Origin of the sequence: Frigoribacterium sp. PhB116 (assembly GCF_004364285.1) — a bacterium.
Lineage (GTDB): Bacteria > Actinomycetota > Actinomycetes > Actinomycetales > Microbacteriaceae > Frigoribacterium.
Genome location: NZ_SOBE01000002.1, coordinates 487,198 through 508,423 on the forward strand (window position 1 = coordinate 487,198; position 21,226 = coordinate 508,423).

General features: G+C 73.9%; 19 protein-coding genes. 10 read left to right on the plus strand and 9 right to left on the minus strand.

From position 1 onward, the window contains the following. Window position 1 precedes the first annotated feature (1 nt). Entirely contained in the window at window positions 2-2,239 is a 2,238-nt protein-coding gene (locus EDF20_RS08805; RefSeq protein WP_133738404.1) for a glycoside hydrolase family 36 protein, read from the plus strand. Beyond that, window positions 2,236-4,239 (plus strand): beta-galactosidase, encoded by a 2,004-nt coding sequence (locus tag EDF20_RS08810; protein ID WP_243833427.1) that lies wholly within the window; start codon window positions 2,236-2,238, stop codon window positions 4,237-4,239. The genes EDF20_RS08805 and EDF20_RS08810 overlap by 4 nt, the downstream gene beginning before the upstream one ends. 30 nt (window positions 4,240-4,269) lie before the next feature. Here the strand turns inward: EDF20_RS08810 and EDF20_RS08815 are convergent, their stop codons facing one another. From EDF20_RS08815 to EDF20_RS08825, 3 genes are read right to left on the minus strand one after another with little or no spacing between them, the layout of a single operon-like run. Continuing rightward, complete coding sequence (locus tag EDF20_RS08815) at window positions 4,270-5,043, minus strand: response regulator (protein WP_233569108.1); 774 nt, start codon at window positions 5,041-5,043, stop codon at window positions 4,270-4,272. Next, entirely contained in the window at window positions 5,040-6,833 is a 1,794-nt protein-coding gene (locus EDF20_RS08820; RefSeq protein ID WP_133738405.1) for an ATP-binding protein, read from the minus strand. Before EDF20_RS08820 ends, EDF20_RS08815 begins: the two co-directional genes overlap by 4 nt. Window positions 6,834-6,857: 24 nt before the next feature. Then, window positions 6,858-7,178: a hypothetical protein gene (locus EDF20_RS08825; RefSeq protein ID WP_123547958.1), complete on the minus strand. Its 321-nt coding sequence runs from the start codon at window positions 7,176-7,178 to the stop codon at window positions 6,858-6,860. Window positions 7,179-7,331: 153 nt separating this feature from the next. Between EDF20_RS08825 and EDF20_RS08830 the strand changes: the two genes are divergently transcribed. Beyond that, entirely contained in the window at window positions 7,332-8,810 is a 1,479-nt protein-coding gene (locus tag EDF20_RS08830; protein ID WP_133738406.1) for a cation:dicarboxylase symporter family transporter, read from the plus strand. Between the two features lie 220 nt (window positions 8,811-9,030). Here the strand turns inward: EDF20_RS08830 and EDF20_RS08835 are convergent, their stop codons facing one another. After that, window positions 9,031-9,525, minus strand: coding sequence for an Hsp20/alpha crystallin family protein (locus EDF20_RS08835; RefSeq protein WP_233569109.1), 495 nt, complete (start codon window positions 9,523-9,525; stop codon window positions 9,031-9,033). Between the two features lie 166 nt (window positions 9,526-9,691). Next, complete coding sequence (locus EDF20_RS08840; RefSeq protein ID WP_123547961.1) at window positions 9,692-10,291, minus strand: NAD(P)H-dependent oxidoreductase; 600 nt, start codon at window positions 10,289-10,291, stop codon at window positions 9,692-9,694. Window positions 10,292-10,356: 65 nt separating this feature from the next. On the opposite strand from EDF20_RS08840, the gene EDF20_RS15695 reads away from it, so the two are divergent. Beyond that, window positions 10,357-10,509, plus strand: coding sequence for a hypothetical protein (locus EDF20_RS15695; protein WP_199732426.1), 153 nt, complete (start codon window positions 10,357-10,359; stop codon window positions 10,507-10,509). An 18-nt stretch (window positions 10,510-10,527) separates the two neighbouring features. On the opposite strand, the gene EDF20_RS08845 is transcribed toward EDF20_RS15695, so the two are convergent. After that, a complete protein-coding gene (locus EDF20_RS08845; protein ID WP_133738407.1) occupies window positions 10,528-10,881 on the minus strand; it encodes a DUF2200 domain-containing protein in 354 nt (117 codons plus the stop codon). A gap of 31 nt (window positions 10,882-10,912) precedes the next feature. Then, window positions 10,913-11,506 (minus strand): GrpB family protein, encoded by a 594-nt coding sequence (locus EDF20_RS08850; RefSeq protein WP_133738408.1) that lies wholly within the window; start codon window positions 11,504-11,506, stop codon window positions 10,913-10,915. A gap of 102 nt (window positions 11,507-11,608) precedes the next feature. On the opposite strand from EDF20_RS08850, the gene EDF20_RS08855 reads away from it, so the two are divergent. The 4 genes from EDF20_RS08855 to EDF20_RS08870 all read left to right on the plus strand — a co-directional run bounded on the left by EDF20_RS08855 (window position 11,609) and on the right by EDF20_RS08870 (window position 17,802). Continuing rightward, the gene (locus tag EDF20_RS08855; RefSeq protein WP_243833457.1) at window positions 11,609-14,266 is read left to right on the plus strand and encodes a phosphoenolpyruvate carboxylase; all 2,658 of its coding nucleotides are present in this window, start codon (window positions 11,609-11,611) and stop codon (window positions 14,264-14,266) included. 192 nt (window positions 14,267-14,458) lie between these two features. Then, entirely contained in the window at window positions 14,459-15,853 is a 1,395-nt protein-coding gene (locus tag EDF20_RS08860; protein WP_133738410.1) for a histidine kinase, read from the plus strand. Then, a complete protein-coding gene (locus EDF20_RS08865) occupies window positions 15,850-16,569 on the plus strand; it encodes a response regulator transcription factor (protein WP_166644785.1) in 720 nt (239 codons plus the stop codon). The genes EDF20_RS08860 and EDF20_RS08865 overlap by 4 nt, the downstream gene beginning before the upstream one ends. A gap of 132 nt (window positions 16,570-16,701) precedes the next feature. Next, window positions 16,702-17,802 (plus strand): BMP family ABC transporter substrate-binding protein, encoded by a 1,101-nt coding sequence (locus EDF20_RS08870; RefSeq protein WP_347876497.1) that lies wholly within the window; start codon window positions 16,702-16,704, stop codon window positions 17,800-17,802. Between the two features lie 64 nt (window positions 17,803-17,866). On the opposite strand, the gene EDF20_RS08875 is transcribed toward EDF20_RS08870, so the two are convergent. Together EDF20_RS08875 and EDF20_RS08880 are read right to left on the minus strand one after the other, a co-directional pair. After that, window positions 17,867-19,177 (minus strand): amidohydrolase, encoded by a 1,311-nt coding sequence (locus tag EDF20_RS08875; RefSeq protein WP_133738411.1) that lies wholly within the window; start codon window positions 19,175-19,177, stop codon window positions 17,867-17,869. Window positions 19,178-19,224: 47 nt separating this feature from the next. Beyond that, the gene (locus EDF20_RS08880; protein WP_133738412.1) at window positions 19,225-20,127 is read right to left on the minus strand and encodes a carbon-nitrogen hydrolase family protein; all 903 of its coding nucleotides are present in this window, start codon (window positions 20,125-20,127) and stop codon (window positions 19,225-19,227) included. A 100-nt stretch (window positions 20,128-20,227) separates the two neighbouring features. Here EDF20_RS08880 and EDF20_RS08885 point away from each other — a divergent pair, with 100 nt between their 5' ends. Beyond that, window positions 20,228-20,767, plus strand: a complete 540-nt coding sequence (locus EDF20_RS08885; RefSeq protein WP_123547969.1) for a 2-oxo-4-hydroxy-4-carboxy-5-ureidoimidazoline decarboxylase — start codon at window positions 20,228-20,230, stop codon at window positions 20,765-20,767. A gap of 100 nt (window positions 20,768-20,867) precedes the next feature. Then, window positions 20,868-21,122, plus strand: a complete 255-nt coding sequence (locus tag EDF20_RS08890; RefSeq protein WP_123547970.1) for a glutaredoxin domain-containing protein — start codon at window positions 20,868-20,870, stop codon at window positions 21,120-21,122. Window positions 21,123-21,226: the final 104 nt, after the last annotated feature.

Here is a 21,226-nt window from a genome sequence, read left to right on the forward strand (position 1 = left end):
CGTGCGGCTGCTGCACTGGGGCACCGACGCCCTGCACCTGACCTTCGCCCTGCCCGACGACGCGCCGGTCGCGCTGGTCGCGATCGAGCCGGGGGCGGTGCCGACCGGCGAGGCCGCGCCGGCGCCGGATCAGGGCGCCGGCCCGGACGCGGCCTCACCCGCGCTCTGGCCGGGCGACGTCGGCGACGTGCCCGACCGCCTCCTGCAGGCCCTGGTCGAGGTGTCGGCGTTCGGGCACGGGCGGTTCCCCGGCAGCTTCCGGCACGTCGACACCGTGCTCGGCGCGGCCCTGCGGCACGTGTCGCACGAGGCCGGCGTCGACGACGACGGCACGGCCCGGCTGCGGATCGAGCAGCGCGACGACGCCTCGGGCCTCGTCGTCACCAGCGTGTTCGAGGCGCAGGAGGCGGTGGCCGCGTTCCGCACGCACACCGAGGTCGGCCTCGCCCCCGGCGCCGTCCCGCTCACCCTCGACGCCGTGTCGACGATCGCGACCGGGGCGTTCCTCGGCCGCGACGACGACGTCGACGCGTTCGCCCTCGCGACGGCGGCGAACGACTGGGTGGCCGAGAGCCGCTGGTCGACGACCCCGCTGCGCGACGCCGGGCTCGCGCGCATCGACCGCGACGTGCAGCACCAGCCGCCGCGCACGCGGCTCGTCGTCGGCGACCGCGGCTCGTGGTCGAGCGGCGAGGCCGTGCCCACCGCCGCGCTGCTCGCCCGCGACGGCTCGGCCGCACTCGCCTGGCAGGTCGAGCACGCCGGGCCCTGGCTGTTCGAGCTCGGCGAGACGCGGCACGGTGCCTACCTGCTGCTGTCCGGACCGACCGACCCCGAGAACCACTGGAGCCTCGTGCTCCGCCCCGGCGAGGTCTTCACGTCGGCGTCGGCCTCGGTCGCCGTCGCGGCAGGCGGCATCGACCAGGTCCTGGCCGCGATGACGGCCCAACGTCGTGCCACGCGCCTCGTGCGCGCGGTCGACCACGACCTGCCCGTCGTCTTCAACGACTACATGAACACGCTGATGGGCGACCCCACCACCGAGAAGCTGCTGCCGCTCGTCGACGCCGCGTCCGAGGTCGGGGCGGACTACTTCTGCATCGACGCCGGCTGGTACGCCGAGGGCCACTGGTGGGACACGGTCGGCGAGTGGCAGCCCGCCGCGAGCCGGTTCCCCGGCGGGATCGACGAGGTGCTCGACCGGATCCGCGACCGCGGGATGGTGCCGGGGCTGTGGCTCGAGCCCGAGGTGATCGGCGTGCGGTCGCCGCTGGCCGCCTCCTTGCCGGACGACGCGTTCTTCAGCCGCGGCGGCGTCCGGGTCGCCGACCACGGCCGGCACCTGCTCGACCTGCGGAGCCCCGCCGCGCGCGCCCACCTCGACGGAGTCGTCGACCGGCTCGTCGGCGACCACGGCGTCGGCTTCTTCAAGATGGACTACAACACGATGACGGGCCCCGGCACGGACGCCGGCGGGCTCGCTCCCGGTGCGGGCCTGCTCGAGCACACGCGGGCGCTGCTCGCCTGGCTGGACGACGTCCAGGAGCGCCACCCGCGCCTCCTCATCGAGAACTGCGCCTCGGGCGCCATGCGGATGGACTGGGCGATGATGTCGCGGCTGCACGTGCAGTCGACCTCCGACCAGCAGGACCCGGTGATGTACGCGACGATCGCGGCCGCCGCACCCGCCGCGCTGCTGCCCGAGCAGGCGGGGCACTGGGCCTACCCGCACGCCGGCATGGAGCCCGAGCTGTTCACGTTCTCGCTCGTGAACGCGGTGCTCGGGCGGATGTACCTGTCGGGGCACCTGAACCGGATGGACGCCGCCCAGCGCGACGTCGTGCGCGCCGCCGTCGCGGCGCACCGGGACGTGCTCGGCTCGATCGAGCGGGCCGTGCCGTCGTGGCCGCTCGGGCTGCCGGCGTGGGAGGACGCGTGGACGGCCCTGGCGCTGACCGCGGGCGCGGGTGAGGGTGCAGGCGCCCGCACCGGTGCGGGCGTGGGCGTGGGCGCCGTGACGCACCTCAGCGTGTGGCGGTGCTCGGGCGACGACGACCGCGTCGTCCTCCCGCTGCCGGCGCTGCGCGGGCAGGAGGTGCAGGTGCGGCCGTTCTTCCCGGCCGACCCCGCCGGCTGGTCGTGGCGCTGGGACCCGCAGGAGGCGGAGCTCACGGTGACCGTCGACGTCGCGGGACCCACCGCGCGGGTCCTCGAGATCCGATCGGACGTCGTCGCGTGAGCGCCGTCGTCACGTGGCCGACGGAGGGCATCGCCTTCGGGGGCGACTACAACCCGGAGCAGTGGGACTGGGACGTGCTGCTCGAGGACGTCGAGCTGATGCGCGAGGCCGGAGTCGGCTTCGTCACCGTCGGCGTGTTCTCGTGGATCAAGCACGAGCCGCGTGACGGCGCGTTCGACTTCGACTGGCTCGACCGGGTGCTCGACCTGCTGCACGAGAACGGCATCCGGGTCGACCTCGCCACCCCCACGGCGTCGGTGCCCATGTGGCTGCACCGCCTGCACCCGGAGATCCTGCCCCAGGACGCGCACGGACACCCTCTCGCCCCCGGCGGCCGCCTCGGGTTCTGCCCGTCGTCGACGGTCTTCCGGCGCTACGCGCTGCGCGTCGTCGAGGCGCTCGCCGCGCACGTCGCAGGCCACCCGGCGGTGCGGCTGTGGCACGTGAGCAACGAGCTCGGCGGCGGCAACGCCCGGTGCCACTGCCCTGTCTCGGAGGCGGCCTTCCAGTCGTGGGTCGAGGCCAGGCACGGCACGGTCGAGGCCCTGAACACCGCCTGGGGCACGGCGTTCTGGGGCAACTCGTACTCGTCGTTCGACGAGGTCACGACACCCCGGGGCATCACGGCGCACAACCCGGGTCAGCTGCTCGACTACGAGCGCTTCTCGTCGGACGCGCTGCTCGACTGCTACCGGGCCGAGGCTGCCGTGCTGCGTCGTGTGACGCCCGAGGTGCCGGTGACGACCAACTTCATGGTCGGTCTCGGGCCCGACGTCGTCGACTACCCCCGGTGGGCCGACGAGGTCGACATCGTGGTGAACGACCACTACACCTACGGCCCCGACCCGATGAAGCACCAGGAGCTCGCCTTCGCGGGCGACCGCATGAGGGGCATCTCGGGAGGCGGCCCGTGGCTCCTGATGGAGCACGCGACGGGCGGCTCGACCTGGCACCCGGTCAGCCAGCCCAAGGGGCCCGGCGAGCTGGTGCGGCACGCGCTCGGGCACGTGGCGCGCGGCTCGGACAGCGTCATGTACTTCCAGTGGCGTGCGTCACGATCGGGGACCGAGCAGTTCCACTCGGCGATGCTGCCCCACTCCGGCCCCGAGTCGCGCACGTTCCGGCAGATCGTGGCGCTCGGCGCGGACCTGGCTCGTCTGGCCGAGGTCGCCGGGAGCCGTGTCGTCGGCGCGAGGGTCGCGCTGCTGCACGACGACGAGGCGGGCTGGGCCCTGCGCAGCGGCCACAAGCCCGCCGTACAGCTGGACTACGCCACCACAGCCAGGGCGGTCCATGCGGCGCTGTTCGAGCGGTCGGTCACCGTCGACGTGGTGCCGCCGTGGCACCCCCTCGACGACTACGACCTCGTCGTCGTGCCGGGGCTGTTCCTCGTCGACGACACGACGCCCGCCGCCGTGGCCGCTGCTGCTGAGCGGGGCGCCACGGTGCTCGTGACCTGGTTCTCCGGCATCGTCGACGAGACCAACTCGGTCAGGACCGGTGGTCATCCCGGTGCGTTCCGCGACCTCCTCGGCGTGCGCGGCGACGACTTCTGGCCCCTCGACGAGACCGAGGTCGTCGAGCTCGACACCGGCTGGCGCGCCCGCCGGTGGACGGAGCACGTCACGGCGACGACCGCCGAGGTGGTGGCGTCCTACACGACCGGCGGCGTCTCCGGCGGGGCGGCCGTGACCCGGCGCCCGGTCGGTTCGGGCTCGGCCTGGTACCTCGCCTCGGACCTCGAGCCCGCAGGCCTCGGCGAGTTGGTGGATCGGCTGCTCGACGAGGTCGGGATCAGCCCGGCGGCGGCGACGTCGCCCGGCGTGGAGGCCGTCCGGCGCGCCTCGGACGAGGGGTCGTGGCTGTTCGTGCTCAACCACGCCGAGTCGGAGGGCTGGGCCGAGGTAGCCGGCACCGACCTCCTGACCGGCGCGGTGTGCGCAGGGCGCGTCGTGGTGCCCGCCGGCGGGGTCGCGGTCGTGCGTGAGGCATGTCCGTAGCCCCACCCTGAATCGGAGTCGGCCGCCGGCTCAGCGCCAGCGGTACTCGTGCTCGGGACGGCCCGGCGCGCCGTACCGGGGCACCCGGTCGACCTGGCCCGCGTCGGCGAGGTGCTCGAGGTAGCGACGGGCCGTGACGCGGGAGACGGCGACGGCCGCGGCGACCTCGCCGGCCGACAGCGCGCCTCCTCGGGGCTGCCCCTGCTCGTCGTCGAGAGCAGGAGACGCGCGGACCGCCGGGTCCGACGCGGTCCGCAGCGCCTCGACGACGGCGGCGAGCGTCTCCGGGGCGATCCCCTTCGCGAGCGAGGGGGCGGCGGTCGTGCGCAGCGTCGCGAGGCTCGCGTCGACCTCGGTCTGGGTGACCTGCCCCTCGCCCTGGTCGAGCCCGCGGCGGAACGCGAGGTAGCCGGTGAGCCGCTCCGCGAAGGTCGCGAAGCCGAACGGCTTGATCAGGTACTGCACGATCCCGAGCGACACCGCGCTCTTGACGACCGCGACGTCGCGCACCGCTGTGATCGCGACGACGTCGACCGTCGAGCCGGCGGCCCTCAGTGCTCGGCAGAGCTGGATCCCGTGGATGTCGGGCAGGGTCAGGTCGAGCAGCACGAGGTCCACGCCCGGCTGTCGCAGCCTGTCGAGCGCGGACCGGCCGTCGTGCACCACGCCGACCAGCTCGAACCCGTCGAGCCGCGTGACGTACGCGCCGTGAGCCTCGGCCGTGAGCGGCTCGTCGTCGACGACGAGCACGCGCACCGGGGGCGTCGTCGGGGGCAGGGGCCGGGACGAGGAGGCGTCGGTCACGACCGCACCACCGCCTCCTCGTCGTCGGGCAGGTCGACCGTGATCGTGGTCCCGTGCACCGTCGAGCGGGCGTCGACGGTGCCGCCCGCCCGCCGCGCGACCTGGGCCACGAGCGCGAGGCCGATGCCGCGCCCCTCGGCGCCCCCGGGCTTGGTGCTGACGCCGCGCGCGAAGACGTCTCGCCCCTCGGGCAGCCCGGGTCCGCTGTCGGAGACGGCGATCCGCACGACGCCCGGTGCCGGCCGCGCGAGCACGACGCTCACGGTCGCGGTGCGGGATGAACCGCGTTCCGAACCATGAACTGCGTTCTTTCGCGGTTCATGGTTCGGAACGCGGTTCGAGGTGTCCGCCTCCACGTCGGCCTCGGTACCCGCCCCCGCGTCCGCCCAGCGCGGCGCCGCCGCGTCGAGCGCGTTGTCCACGAGGTTGCCGAGCACCGTCACGAGGTCGCGAACGGGCACCCGAGGCGTGCCGAAGCCGGGCGAGACGTGCAGCTCGAGCTCGACGGCTCGCTCCCGCGCCTGGGCGCTCTTGCCGAGCAGCAGCGCCGCGAGCACCGGCTCGTCGACGGCGGCCACGACCTGGTCGGCGAGCACCTGGCCGAGGTCCAGCTCGTCCGAGGCGAAGCGGAGCGCGTCGTCGGCACGGCCCAGCTCGATCAGGGCGACGATCGTGTGCAGCCGGTTCGCGAACTCGTGGGTCTGGGAGCGCAGGGCCGCCGAGAGGGTGCTCATCGTCCGGAGCTCGTCGGTGAGCTGCCGAAGCTCGGTGTGGTCGCGCAGGGTGGTGACCGTCCCGAGGGCGCGACCCGCGCCTCCTCGGCCCCCGACTGCTCCCCGCCCCATCGCGCCACGCCCGACCGCGACCCGCCCGCCGCCTGCCCCTGCGGCCGGCGCCGCCGCCACCCGCTGGTTCACGACGAGCACGCGGTCGTCGGCGACGTGCACCTCGTCCTGCGCCTCGTCGCCCCCGGCGAGCAGCGCGGCCAACGACGTCGGCAGCGCGAGCTCGGAGACCGGCACGGGACGCCGCCCGACGTCGTCGACGAGCGACGGCAGCCCGAGCAGGAGCGCCGCGTGGTCGTTCGCGAGCGTGATCCGCCCCTGCTCGTCGACGAGCACGAGCCCCTCGCCGACCGAGTGCAGCACCGCCTCGTGGTGGTCGCTGACCCGGCCCAGCTCCTCGGCGCCGAGACCGCGGGTGACCCGCCGGAGGTGGCGGCTGAGCAGCCACGCCGCCAGCGCCCCGAGGGCGACGGTCGCGAGGGCCCCGCCGACGAGCAGGGGGAGGCGGTGGCCGAGCGCCGCGGAGACGCTGTCGACCGTCACGCCCGCGGCCACGAGGGCGACGACGTCCCCCGCGTCGTCGAGCACGGGCACGACGGCGCGGACCGAGGGCCCGAGGGTGCCCGAGTACGTCTCGGTGAACGACCGCCCGGCGAGCGCGGGGGCGATCGTGCCGATGAACGGCCGCCCGATCTCGGCGGGGTCGGGATGCGTGAGGCGGGTGCGGTCGGGCGTCATCACGGTCACGAAGTCGGTGTCGGTGTCGCGCATCAGGTCGAGCGCGTACGGCTCGAGCACGGCGGACGGGTCGTCCGTGTCGAGGGCCTCGAGCACGAACGGGTTGTCGGCGATCGAGGTCGCGAGGGCGGTGCAGCGGGCAGCGGCCGCGCGCTCGGTGTCGGTGCGCGCGCTCGTCCACTGCCACCCCCCGGCGACGAGGGCGAGCACGACGACGCCGACGACCTGCAGGGCGAACAGGCGGGTGGCGATGCTGGCGCGGCGCATCGGACTGCCGGACGGTCCGGTCGCCTAGAGGACGGGCTCGACCAGCCGCACGTGCGAGACGGCGACGCGCGTCGGCTCCCCGGCGAACGCCGCGGCTCGCGCCTCGGACGCCAGGTACTCGGCCTCGAGCGCGAGGAACGCCTCGGCGTCGCCGGGAGCGCTGACGGCCCAGGTGAACTCGTCGACGTCGCGGTCGGCGTACGCGAACTCGATCGTGAAGCCCGAGGAGGTGCGGGCCGGCACGAGCCGGGAGGTGAACCAGGCGACGAAGTCGTCGAGCACCCCGGGGGCGAGCTCGTAGCGGCGCAGCTGGACGGTCTTCGTGGTGACGTCGTCGTCGGTCATGGCGCCACCCTAGCGACCGCCGCGGACACGTCCGAGTCCGCCGCGAACACTATGAACGCAAGCTCGTGCGGCGAGCGCACCGAGGTCATGCTGGCCCGATCCACCCGCCGACCGGCGACGACGTCGTCCCGGTCACGAGCACGAGGACCACCGATGGCAACGACGCCCTCCCCCCGAGACGACACGATCCACCGTTCGCCCCTCTCGCGCCTCCGGCGGATCGAGAAGTCGCACTGGCTCTACATCGCCGTGATCGTCGCGGTAGGGGCCGGCATCCTCGTCGGCCTGACGGCGCCCGACGTCGCGGTGCAGCTGAAGCCGATCGGCACCGCGTTCGTCTCGCTGATCTCGATGATGATCGCGCCGGTGATCTTCTGCACGATCGTGCTCGGCGTCGGCTCGATCGCGAAGGCGGCGACGGTCGGCAAGGTCGGCGGGCTCGCGCTCGGCTACTTCATCGCGATGTCGACCTTCGCCCTGGCGATCGGCCTCGTCGTCGGCAACCTGATCCACCCCGGCGAGGGCCTGATGGTCGGCAGCACCGGCTACGAGGCCCCCGCGAGCGAGGAGGCGGGCGGCACCGCCGGCTTCCTGCTCGGCATCATCCCCGAGACCCTCGTGTCGTCGCTGACCAGCGGCTCGATCCTGCAGACGCTCTTCGTCGCCTTGCTCGTCGGCTTCGCGCTTCAGCGGATGGGCGCGCGCGGCGCGACGATCCTCGAGGGGGTCCGCAACCTGCAGGTGCTGGTGTTCCGCATCCTCGCGATGATCATGTGGGTCGCCCCGATCGGCGCGTTCGGCGCCATCGCGGCCGTCGTCGGAGAGACCGGCGTCGCGGCGATCGTCGCCTTGGCGACCCTGATGGTCGCGTTCTACGTCACCTGCATCGTGTTCGTCGCGGGCGTGCTCGGCACGGTGCTAAAGCTCGTCACGGGCATCAACATCTTCCGGGTGATGCGCTACCTCGGCCGCGAGTACCTGCTGATCGTGTCGACCTCGTCGAGCGAGGTGGCCCTGCCCCGCCTGATCGCGAAGATGGAGCACCTCGGCGTCTCGAAGCCCGTCGTCGGCATCACGGTGCCCACCGGCTACTCGTTCAACCTCGACGGCACCGCGATCTACCTGACGATGGCGTCGCTGTTCATCGCCAACGCGATGGGCACGCCGCTGAGCGTGGGGGAGCAGCTCTCGCTGCTGCTCTTCATGATGATCGCCTCGAAGGGCGCCGCAGGCGTCACCGGCGCCGGCATCGCCACCCTCGCCGGAGGGCTGCAGGCGCACCGGCCCGACCTGGTCGACGGCGTCGGCGTGATCGTCGGCATCGACCGCTTCATGTCGGAGGCCCGCGCCCTGACGAACTTCACCGGCAACGCGGTCGCGACGCTGCTCGTCGGCACCTGGACCCGCGAGGTCGACACGGACCAGGTCGAGCGCGTGCTCGGCGGCCGGTCGCCCTTCGACGAGTCGACGATGAGCGCCGACGGCCACGGCGACGCGGCACGCGCGGCCGCCACGGGGGCCGGTGCCGAGGAGGCGGCGGCCGAGACCACGGGACCGGCGCGCGACGACCGCATCTCGACCGACACCGTGCGGACGATCGTCGGCGGCGACGAGCGGGTCCCAAGGCGCTGACCTGCGGCGGCGCGCGCCGTCGCCGTCGTCGCCAGCGCGAAGCACCCCGTAGTGGACGATGCACCCCGGAACGACGGGGTGCACGGTCCACTACGGGGTGCTCGAGGTCGAGGCGCGAGACGGGTCAGTCGTCGTCGTCCGCCGTCGGGTCCCAGTAGGCCCGGTGCTCACCGACGGTCTCGGCGAGCGCCTGCAGCGCGAACGTGCTCACCCGCGCCTCCTACGCACTCGTCGACGCCGCGTCGGCATCGGCGCGAGTCGACTCGGACCCGGCCTGCGTCGTGCCGGCGCCGGACCCGGAGCCCGTCTCGACGGCCGTGGCCGGGCTGGTCGTCACCTCGATCCGGCGCGGGGCGGCCTTCTGCGTCACCGGGATGACGATCGAGAGGACGCCGGCGTCGTAGTGGGCCGAGATGCCGCTCGCGTCGACTCCCTCGCCGAGGCTGAACTGACGGAGGTACGAGCCGTGCGGGCGCTCCTTCGCCAGCCACTGCGCGCCGGTGCGGGCGTCGGCCGTCCGCTGGGCCTTGACGGTGAGCACCTGGCCGTCCACGTCGACGTCGACGCTGCCCGGGTCGACGCCCGGCATGTCGGCGGAGAGCACGTAGCGGTCGCCGTCGCGGTACAGGTCGACGGGCATCTGCCGCGGGCCCTGCCGCGTCGCGAGCAGGCTGCCGGCGAGGCGGTCGAGCTCGGTGAAAGGATCGAAGGTCATTGCCATGATGAAGAGTCCCCTTCCGTGACGGATTCACTGTCTCGTGGAGAGTTGAGTCGGTGTGGCTCAACTCGGTGACTCGATGGTAGGACGGCGTCACGGCTCATAGCTCGGAGATCGCTCAGATCAGGCTCGGAGTTCGCTCGGAGGAACGACCGGGGGTGCCTCAGGCGCCCCGGACAGCCGCAGCGACCTGGGCCACCGCCTCCTCGACGGCCTTCCGCCGACCCGCGTCGTCGTCGCGCTCGGAGTCGTGCACCCACGCCGTGGCGCCGCGTCGGGCGCCCACGTAGTCGACGATCCCGTGGCCGACCTGCGTCTCGAGCGCCTGCTCGTAGCCGTGCTTCTCGTAGCTCCCGGCGTCGTCCCCGGCCACGAGGAGGAGGTGGACCGTGAGCCTGCCGAGGTTGCGTCGCATCCCGCCCTCCCCCTCCGGCCCGCCCACGTCGAACGCCCAGCCGTTCACGAACACCCGGTCGATCCAGCCCTTGAGCAGGGCCGGCATCGACCACCACCAGACGGGGAGGACGAGCACGAGGTGGTCGGCGGCGTCGAGACGGCGGTGCTCGGCTGCGACGTCGGCGGGGAACTCGCCCCCCACCCGGTAACTGTGCCTGTCGGCGGCGCCGAACCGCGGGTCGAAGCCCTCGGCGGCGAGATCGGCGATCTCGACCTCGCCGGGCTCCAGCGCCGCCCGCACCAGCTCGGCTATGCCTGCGGTGAGCGACTCGGGGTCAGGGTGGGCGGTGACGATGAGCGTCTTCATGCCGTCCAGTCAACCGGCTCGGGCTGGCCGTCCGCCGCTTCCGGGAGTCCTGCTGACCCGCCAGAGTGGCCGACGAGGGCGAGGAGATCGAGGTGCTCGAGCTGCCCTTCGCCGAGGCGCTGGCCATGGTCGACGACGGCCGCATCGTCGACGGCAAGACGATCATGCTGCTGCAGTGGGCGGCGCTGCGCCGGCTCACGACGGGCGGCCTCGGCTAGGGATCGCCGCCGGCGAGGTCAGCCCTCGCGCAGCACCTTCGACATGGCGCGCCCGCGTGCGACCTCGTCGACGAGCTTGTCGAGCCGCCGGATCTGCTGCATCAGCTCGTCGTCGAGCTCCTCGATGCGGACGCCGCAGATCACCCCGGTCACGAGCGACGCCCGCGGGTTCAGCTCGGCCGCCGCGAAGAAGTCACGGAACGACGTCCGTGCCGCCAGGTGCTCGGCGAGCCGCGTGTCGTCGTAGCCGGTCAGCCACGAGACCACCGTGTCGACCTCGGCCCGCGTGTGCCCCTTGCGTTCGGCCTTCGCGACGTAGAGCGGGTAGACGTCGGCGAACGCGGTCTCGAAGATGCGGCCGTTGCGGTCCATGGCGGCAGCGTAGCTGCGGGAGCCGCCCCCGTCAGCCCTCGCGCGCCTCCCTCGCCCGGCCCTTGATCGCCGAGATGACCTCGGTCTTGGCGTCGGCGTAGTCGTTCATGTCGTCCCAGCTGCGGGCGAGCAGGTCGCGCTTCGTCCGTTCGTAGAGGGCGCGGTCGTCGTCGTCACGGCGCAGGTGGTCGCGAAGGAGGAGGTACTCGGCCACCGCAGGAGCCCCGCGGTCGTAGACGTGCACGTGCACGTCCCGCTCCGGGGTGCGCACCAGCCGGTGCCCCGGCTCGCGCACGCGGAGCACGTAGCCGGCGGCCAGCAGGGGCTCGAGCCAGTCCTCCTCGGCGGTGACGTCGTCGACCGCGACGACGAGGTCGACGATCGGCTTCGCGGCCAGGCCGGGCACGGAGGTCGAGCCGATGTGCTCCACGTCGGCCTGCGTCCCCGTCGTCGCGAGGGCCGCGACGATGCGCCGCTCGTGCTCGCGGTAGAGCTCGGGCCACCTCGGGTCGGGGTCGTGCAGCGTGACGGCGATCGCCTCGGGGCCGCCGACCAGGTCGAGCTCGGTCACGTCGGGGCGGCGACGGGTACGGGTACGGGTGCGGGGGCGGGGCTCGTCGGTCACCCGGCCATACTCGCAGCCGTCCGCCTCGCGCTGTCTTCTCGGCACACGGCGTCATCTGCCCCCGAGTTCGTCCATGATGGTCCCGTGACCGACACCGACACCGTGAAGCGACCCGACGGAGCCAGCCGAGACGACGTCCGGGGGGCGGTCGACACCGACCTGCGCGCCGACGTGAGCTTCCTGGGCAGCCTGCTCGGGCGCGTGCTCACCGAGGCCGGCGGCCCCGACCTCCTGGCCGACGTCGAGCGCCTGCGCGCCGCCGTCATCTCTGCCTACGAGGACGCGACCGCGGGCCACGCCGGCAAGACGGACTCCGCCGAGCCGGTCGACCGCGCCGGCGAGATCGTCGCCGAGCTCGACCAGGAGCGCGCCGAGCAGGTCGCCCGGGCCTTCACCGTGTACTTCCACCTCTCCAACCTCGCCGAGGAGCACCACCGGGTGCGCGTGCTGCGCCGACGCCGCGAGCGCGCCGACTCGCTGCCCGCCGCGGTCGAGCGGCTCGTCGACGAGCTGGGGGCCGAGGAGGCGTCGGCACGTCTGCAGGCGCTGCGGTTCCAGCCCGTCTTCACCGCGCACCCCACCGAGGCCCGCCGCCGTGCGGTCGCGAGCACCATCCGCCGCATCAGCGACCTGCTCGACGAGCGCGACGCCGCGCAGAGCACGGCCGACCTGCTCGAGACCGAGCGCCGCCTCCTCGAGGAGATCGACGTGCTGTGGCGCACCTCGCCGCTCCGCACCACGCGCCCGACCCCGCTCGACGAGGTCCGCACCGCGATGAACGTCTTCGACCAGACGCTCTTCGAGGTCGTGCCGCACGTCTACCGCGTGCTCGACGACCGCCTCAACGGCGACGCGGCCGGCCGTCAGCCGGTGGCGGCCCCCGCCTTCATGCGCTTCAGCAGCTGGATCGGCGGCGACCGCGACGGCAACCCGCACGTCACCGCCGAGGTCACCCGCGCCGCCGCCGAGATCGCGTCCGAGCACGTGCTGCTCGGCCTGCACCGCGCGGCCGGCCGCATCGGCGGCACCCTGACCCTCGACGAGGCCGACACCCCGGCCGACGCCGGCGTCCGCGAGCTCGCCGAGCAGCAGCGCGCGCTCGACCCCGACACGGCCTCGCGCATCGGCATCCGCTCGCCCAACGAGACCCACCGCCGAGTGCTCCTGTTCGTCGCCGAGCGGATCGACGCCACGCGCCGCGGCGTCGAGGGCCTCGCCTACGCCGGGCCCGACGACCTGCTCGCCGACCTCCGCACCGTCCAGGCGTCGCTCCGTGCGGCCGGCGCCCACCGCGCGGCCAACGGCGAGCTGCAGAACCTCGTCTGGCAGGTCGAGACCTTCGGCTTCCACCTCGCGGAGCTCGAGGTGCGCCAGCACTCGCAGGTGCACCGCACCGCCCTGGAGGAGGCGCGCGCCGGCGGCGAGCTGAGCGCGCAGACCGTCGAGGTGCTCGACGTGTTCCGCACCGTCGCCTCGCTGCAGCAGCGTTTCGGGCGTCGTGCCGCCTCCCGGTACATCGTGTCGTTCACCCAGTCGTCGGCCGACCTCGCGAACGTCGTCGAGCTGGCCGAGCTCGCCCTCGGCTCGGCCGAGGCGGCGCCCGTGCTCGACGTCATCCCGCTGTTCGAGACGTTCGCCGACCTCGAGGCGTCGACGCGCATCCTCGACGAGGCCCTGCAGACCGACGCGGTGCAGCGTCGTCTCGCCGCGACCGGCCGAAAGCTCGAGGTGATGCTCGGCTACTCCGACTCGTCGAAGGACGTCGGCCCCGTCAGCGCCACCTTCGCGCTCTACGACGCGCAGGCGCGCATCGCCGAGTGGGCACGGAGCAACGACATCGAGCTGACCCTGTTCCACGGCCGCGGCGGCTCGATGGGCCGCGGCGGCGGACCGGCCCACGAGGCCGTCCGAGCCCAGCCGCCCGGGTCGGTCGAGGGCCGGTTCAAGATCACCGAGCAGGGCGAGGTCATCCTCGCGAACTACGGCAACAAGGTGATCGCTGCCCGCCACATCGAGCAGATGGCCGCCGCGACCCTGCACGCGTCGACGCCGTCCACGGCCGCCGCGAACGCCGCCTCCGCCGAGCGCTTCGCCCCGCTGGCCGCGGCCATGGACGCGGCCTCGCGCGACGCCTTCTTCGGCCTGGTCAAGGCCGACGGGTTCGCGACCTGGTTCGCCACGGTCACCCCGATGGAGGAGGTGGGCCTGCTCGCGCTCGGCTCGCGTCCCGCGCGGCGCGGCCTCTCGGTCGAGTCGCTCGAGGATCTTCGGGCGATCCCGTGGGTCTTCGCGTGGACCCAGGCCCGCATCAACCTCGCCGGCTGGTACGGCCTCGGCTCGGCGCTCGCCGCGGTCGGCGACGTGCAGGTGCTGCGCGAGGCCTACGAGGCCTGGCCGCTGTTCCGCACGATGATCAAGAACGTCGAGCTGTCGCTGGCGAAGACCGACGACCACATCGCCCGCCGCTACCTCGGCCTGGCCGAGCGCGACGACCTCGCCGACAGGGTGCTGGCCGAGATGGCGCTGACCCGCGAGTGGGTGCTCGCGACGAGCGGGTCGAGCGACGTGCTCGAGGGGCGACCGGTGCTCAGCCGTTCGGTGCGCCTCCGGAGCCCCTACGTCGACGCGCTGTCGCTGCTGCAGCTGCGGGCGCTGCGGGGCATCCGCCGCTCGGTCGAGAAGGACCCGGCGGACGCCGACCACCGCCTCCTGCTGCTCACCGTCAACGGCATCGCGGCCGGCCTGCAGAACACGGGCTGACCTCTCCTCCCTCATTCAGGAACATCGGTCCTGCGTCTCGCGGCGGGGGGACCGATGTTCCTGAGTCGTGCACGATGCAGGAACGCGATCGACGGACTTCCTGCAGGCTGACGCGCCCGGTCTCGTGCCGCCGGGGCCACCTCCGACCTTCGGTCGATCCCCGAGGAGGCGGCCCCTCCGTACCCTCGGAGCATGAGCACCGAGACCGTGACCGACGGCAGACCCCGTGGCTGGGCCCGCGCCTGGGGCGAGACGTGGCGGCTCCTCGTCGCTCTCGTCTTCGGCCTGGTCGTGTCCCTCGCGGTCTGGTTCGGCGACCCGGCCGGTGCCCGCGACGCCGAGCCGCTCTTCGGCCTCTTCGTGTTCCTCGACGTGCTCGTCGGGCTCACCGTGCTCGTGATGCTGCCGCTGCGGCACCGCGCCCCGTTCGTCCTCACCCTGGTGGCGGTCGTGCTCGCGGGCATCTCGCCGTTCGCGTCGTGCGCCGCGTCGCTCATGCTCGTGTCGCTCGCGACCCGTCGGCGTGCGGCCGAGATCATCCCCGTGGCACTGGCCTTCGTCGTCGCGAGCGTGCTCGGCGAGGTGCTGTGGTTCCGTTCCGAGCCGGTCCTCCCGCTCTGGCAGACCCTCGTCGCGGTCGTCGTCGTCACGGCACTGATCGTCGTCGTCGGTCTCTACATCGGCGGTCGTCGTGAGCTGCTGCGCAGCCTGCGCGAGCGTGCCCGCCTCGTCGAGGAGGAGGAGCACCTCCGCCTGGCCCAGGCCCGCGACCACGAGCGCACCCGGATCGCCCGCGAGATGCACGACGTGCTCGCCCACCGGCTCTCGCTCGTCGCCCTGCACGCCGGGGCCCTCGAGTACCGCGACGACCTCGACCCGGCCGAGACGCGGGCCACCGCGGGCGTCATCCGGGAGAACGCGCGGACGGCGCTGACCGAGCTGCGGGACGTGCTCGGGGTGCTCCGCGAGCCCGGTCCCGACGGCGGCACGGTGGCCGCCCCGCCCCAGCCGACCCTGGCCGGGCTGGACGAGCTGCTCGACGAGGCACGGTCCGCGGGCATGGTCGTCCGGCTCGAGTCGTCGCTCCCCGAGGCCCTGACCGGCGGCCGCGGCGACCCCGCCGCGGCGGACGGCCCGTCCGAGGAGGCGCCTCCCACGACGACGAGCCGGCACGCGTTCCGCATCGTGCAGGAGTGCCTGACGAACGCCCGCCGGCACGCCCCCGGGCAGCCGGTGACGGTGACGCTCGACGGGCGTCCCGGGGACCAGCTCGTCGTCCGGGTGGAGAACGCCCTCGGGGCTGCGTCCAGGGGGGCCGTCCCCGCGTATCCGTCGAGTCCCGGGGCGCCGTCGCCGGCCCTGTCGGCGGCAGGCTCCCTGCGTGCAGGTGCAGGTGCAGGTGCAGGTGCAGGTGCAGGTGCAGGCGCAGGTGCAGGTGCAGCCGCAGCTGCTGGTGCGCGTGTCCTGCGCGGCGGCCACGGCCTCGACGGGCTGGCAGAGCGAGCCCGTCTCGCCGGCGGCACCCTGACCCTCGACTCGTCCGCGGGTCGCCACGTCGTGGAGGCGAGGCTGCCGTGGACCCGGTGACCCGCACCTCCGCCCCGGTCCGCGCCCCCGTGCGTGTCGTCCTCGTCGACGACGAGAGGCTCGTCCGGACCGGACTCCGCCTCATCCTCGGCGGCGAGCCGTCCGTCGAGGTGGTGGGCGAGGCCGGCGACGGCGTCGAGGCCGAGCACGTCATCGCCGAGACCGTTCCCGACGTCGTCCTGATGGACATCCGCATGCCGCGCCGTGACGGGCTCGCCGCGACCGAGCGCGAGCTCGCGCGTCGACCCGACCTCGCCGTCCTCGTGCTCACGACCTTCGACGCGGACGACATGGTGCTCGGGGCGCTGCGCCTCGGCGCCCGTGGATTCCTGCTCAAGGACACGCCGCCGGCCGAGCTGGTGGCGGCGGTCCTCGCGGCGGCGCAGGGCCGGTCGACCCTGTCGCCGAGCGTGCTCGACCGCGTGATCGGAGCCGCGACGGCGTCCGTCCCCGTGCAGGCCGTCGACGGCAGCGCCGAGGAGGCGGCGGCCGCGGCCGACGAGGCCCGGTCCCGTCTCGCCTCGCTCACCGCCCGCGAGGCCGACGTCGTGCGCGGGGTCGTGCGCGGCCGGTCGAACGCGCAGATCGGCGCCGAGCTGTACGTCAGCGTCGCGACGGTGAAGACCCACCTCGGCCACGCCTACGACAAGCTCGGCGTCGACGGCCGGGTGCAGCTCGCGCTGCTGGCGCGGGCGGCGGGGCTCCCCGAGGACTGACGCCGCTCCTCCCCAGGTCACGATTCGACACCGCCTGTGCCCCCGCACGGCCACGACCCGGTGCCGGCCCGGGCGAGATGCCATGATCATCGGCAGAGCAGCGTCCGCTCGCCGTCCAGGAGGTCATCCGTCGTGTCTGTCCGTGCTGTCGTGCCCGTCCGCGTCGCGTCCCGCCCCGCCCGTCCGCGCCTCCTCGGCGCCGTCGCCGGCCTGGCCGGGCTGGTCCTGCTGTCCGGGTGTGCGTCGGCACCGTCGGGCGACGGGGGCGCCGCGACGGCCTCGACGCACTGCGCCCGGATGGTGACCAACTCCGGCGGCCTCGAGGACCGCTCGTTCAACCAGTCGAGCTGGGCCGGGCTGCAGGCTGCCGAGGCCGACGGCGTCGCCGCCCAGGTGCTCGTCTCGACCTCCGAGACCGACCTGGCGCCGAACGTGACCCAGGCCGTCGAGTCCGGCTGCGGCTTCGTCCTGACCGTCGGCTACGAGCTGGCCGCTGCCACCCAGGAGCAGGCCGCGGCGAACCCCGACGTCGACTTCGCCATCGTCGACGAGACCGTCGAGGGCGACAACGTCAAGCCGATCCTGTTCGACACGGCGCAGGCGTCGTACCTCGCCGGCTACCTCGCGGCCGGGGTCTCGAAGACCGGCGCGGTGGGCACCTTCGGCGGCGGCAACCAGCCGCCCGTGACCCTCTTCATGGACGGCTTCGCGCAGGGCGTCGAGGCCTACAACGCCGCGCACGGCGCCTCCGTGCGCCTGATCGGCTGGGACCCGGTCGCCCGCGACGGCTCGTTCACCGGCGACTTCGAGGACGTCAACAAGGGCAAGCAGGTCGCCCAGGCGCTGATCGACCAGGGTGCCGACGTGATCATGCCCGTCGCCGGCCAGGTCGGCGAGGGCGCCGCCTCCGCCGCGCTCGACGCCGGGGGAGTCAGCGTCATCTGGGTCGACAACGACGGCTACGACACGCTGCCCGAGGCGTACCGCCCGATCCTGCTGACCTCCGTGCTCAAGGACACCGAGCAGGCCGTGCGGGAGATCGCCGTGTCGACGACCGACGACAGCTTCACGAACGAGCCGTACGTCGGCACCCTCGAGAACGAGGGCGTCGGCCTCGCGCCGTTCCACGACCTCGAGTCGAGCGTGCCCGCCGACCTCGCCGCCGAGATCGACGCCCTGCGCGACGAGATCGTCGCGGGGACGGTCACGGTCGACTCGCCCGACGCCCCGTAGGCGCGGGCGGACGCCGGACGCCGGACGCCGTACCCTCACCCAGCCGCCAGGCGCCCGCCGAGGCCTATGGCCGGCTGGCGCGCCGTCCGCGGGTGCGACCACCACGTCCGGCGGCTGCAGCTGCAGCGGCAGCGACGAAGCGCTCCGCCCGCTCGACGGTGCGGCCGCGCCCGGCCGCCGCGTCCCACTCGTACACGGTGACTCCGCCGATCAGCACGTGCTCCGCACGGCTCATCACGTCGAGCGGGTCGCCCGACCAGATGACGACGTCGCCGTCGAGCCCGGGCGTCAGCGCCCCGACGCGGTCGTCGAGCCCGAGCATGCGTGCCGGGTTGATCGTCAGCGCCTCGAGAGCGACGACGGGGTCGAGCCCCTCCTTCACGGCGAACGACGCCTGGTGCACCAGGAAGTTGATGGGCACCACCGGGTGGTCGGTGGTGATCGCGACCGTCACTCCGGCGCGGGCCAGGGCGGCGAGGTTCGAGATCGCCCGGTCGCGCAGCTCGACCTTGGTGCGCGAGGTGAGCATCGGCCCGAAGATCACCGGGACGCCCTTCTCGGCCAGCACGTCGGCCAGCTTGTGGCCCTCGGTGCCGTGGTTGACGACGAGGCGGTAGCCGAACTCCTCCGACAGCCTGATCGCCGTCGCGATGTCGTCGTGCCGGTGCACGTGCTGGTCCCAGACGAGGGTGCCGTCGAGCACGTCGGCGAGCGTCTCGAGCCGCAGGTCGCGTCGGAACGGCTCGCCCCCCACCGCCGCCGCCGCGCGTGACGCCGCGTAGAAGCGGGCGTCCTCGAAGGCCTGCCGCAGCACGTACGCGACGCCGAGCCGCGTGGAGGGCAGCACGTCGCGGCTGCCGTAGACGCGCTTCGGGTTCTCGCCGAGCGCGGACTTGACGCTCACGGCCTCCTTGATCACCTGCTCGTCGATCGTGCGGCTGCCCCAGGTCTTGATCGCGACCGTGCGGCCGCCGATCACGTTGCCGCTGCCGGGCTTGACGACGACGCTCGTGACGCCGCCCGAGAGCGCGTCGCGGAAGCCCTCGTCGTCGATGTCGATCGCGTCGATCGCCCGCACCCCGGCGGTGTTCGGGTCGGTCATCTCGTTGGTGTCGTTGCCGACGGGCCCGTTCGCCTCCTCGCTGATGCCGACGTGGCCGTGCGCCTCGACGAAGCCGGGCAGCACCCAGCGGCCCGTGGCGTCGACGACCCGGGCGCCCACGGGCACCTCGACGTCGGGGTCGGCGCCCACCACCTCGACCACGCCGTCGCGGATCAGCACCGTGCCGCCCTCGATCGGCTCGCCCACGACGGGCACCACGCGGCCGCCCGTGATCGCGACGACGACGGACGGGGGCTGCTGCGAACGAGTCATGGACCCACCGTAGGCCCGCCCGCCGACACCCCCGAGGAGGTGCGGCGTCAGCCCCGCGGACGGTCCGCGACCGCGAAGCGCTGGTTCGCCAGCACGGGCAGGGTGCGCCGCGCCGCCGCCACCTCGTCCAGGTCGAGGTCGACGACGAGGAGCCCCGGCTCGGCGCCGAGCTCGGCGACCACGGCCCCGAACGGCGAGGCGACGAGGCTGTGCCCGACGCCGGTCGGCGACGCGCTCGCCGCCGCGGCCGTCGCGTCGCGCTCGGTCTCGGCGTCGCCGGAGACCCTGGCCGCCGCCGCGACCGCCGCGGGGTCGGCCTGCCCGACGGCCACGACGAAGGTCGTGCTGTCGGCGGCGCGCGCACGGGTCAGCAGCTGCCACTGGTCGACCTTGCCGGGGCCGTCGCCCCACGACGCGGCGACGACGCTGACCTCGGCGCCCGACGCGGCGTTCGCGAGGAACAGCGCGGGGAACCGCACGTCGTAGCAGGTGGCCAGGCCCACGACGGCACCACGGCCGGCGTCGTCGCCGCCCCCGTCGCCGCTCCCGACGGCCACGGTGACGGCCTCGTCGCCGCCCTCCACCGAGTCGGACTCCGCGTGGCCGAACGCGTCGAAGAGGTGCACCTTGTCGTAGCTCGCGGCCAGCTCGCCGCCCGGGCCGGCCACGAGGAGGGTGTTCCGCACCGTGTTCTCCTGCCCCGGCGTGAAGGTGCCGGCGACGATCGTGACGCCGAGCCGCCCGGCGAGGCCGAGCACGGCCGAGGCCCAGGGGCCGTCGAGCGGCTCGGCCGACGCGGCGAGGTCGGAGCCGAACGCGGTCATGGCCGCCTCGGGGAACACGACCAGCTCGGCTCCCTCGGCTGCCGCCTCCTCGGCTGCCCGCTCGACCTCACGGAGGTTGCGGGCCGGATCACGGGTGCTCCAGATCTGGGCGAGGGCGATGCGCATGCGCCCAACCTAGCCACGCGCGCCGCCGCGCCGGGGCCGGGCCCTGCCCCGCACCAGCCGCGCGGGGCCGCGCGGGCCTCCGCCGGATACAGTTCACGGCATGATCGACCTCCCCGAAGGCGAGCTGCGCGAGCGGCTGGCCACCGCCCTGTCCGTGCCTCGCTGGGTCGACGAGGTGGCCGGTCAGGCGCCGTTCGACGACGTCGACGCCCTGATCGCCGTCGCACGCCGCGCCGGGTCGCTCACGTCCGACGAGGTCGACCAGGCGCTCGAGCACCACGACCTCGTCGCTGAGCCCGCGACCGGCGACGCGGGCGCCGACGAGTACGGGCGTCGCGAGGAGCGCGCCTCCCACGAGACCGACGACCCGCAGCTCGTCAAGGCCCTGGCCGAGGGAGGCGCGGTGTACGAGGAGCGCTTCGGCCGCGCCTTCGTCATCCGCACGGCCGGCCGCAGCCGCGACGAGGTCGTCGAGGAGCTCGACCGTCGGCTCAAGCTCGACGACGAGGCCGAGAAGCAGGAGGTGGGGGCCCAGCTGGTCGAGATCGCCGTCGTCCGCCTCCGCCAGGTCTTCGCGTCCCGCACGGCCGAGACGGGTCGCGGCGCCGAGACCGCGTCGCCGGCGCGGCCGCTCGCCTGACCTGCTCACCTGACCCGCTCGCCTGACCCGGGCGGTGGACGCGCGCACGGTGAGGAGCGACTCGGACGGGCCCCGAGGGGGCCGAGCGTACGATGGGCGCATGTCCGACGCAGCCCCCGACCGCATCCTCATGTTCGGCGCCGAGTGGTGCCGTGACTGCCGCCGCTCGAAGGCCCTGCTCGACCGCGAGGGCGTGGCCTACGACTACGTCGACCTCGAGTCGGTCGACGACGGGGCTGACCGCGCGTTCGCGATCAGCGGCCGTACGCAGATCCCCGTGGTCGTGTTCCCCGACGGCAGCCACCTCGTGGAGCCGTCCGACGCCGAGCTCTCCGCGAAGCTCCCGCTCGACTGACGTCGGCGCCAGCGGAGGTTCGGACCGAAAGGGACGAAAGAGCCGTGGGCCCGCGGTTCTGACGTCCCTTCTCCGCTAGGAAGCCCCGCCCCGCCCCGCCCCGG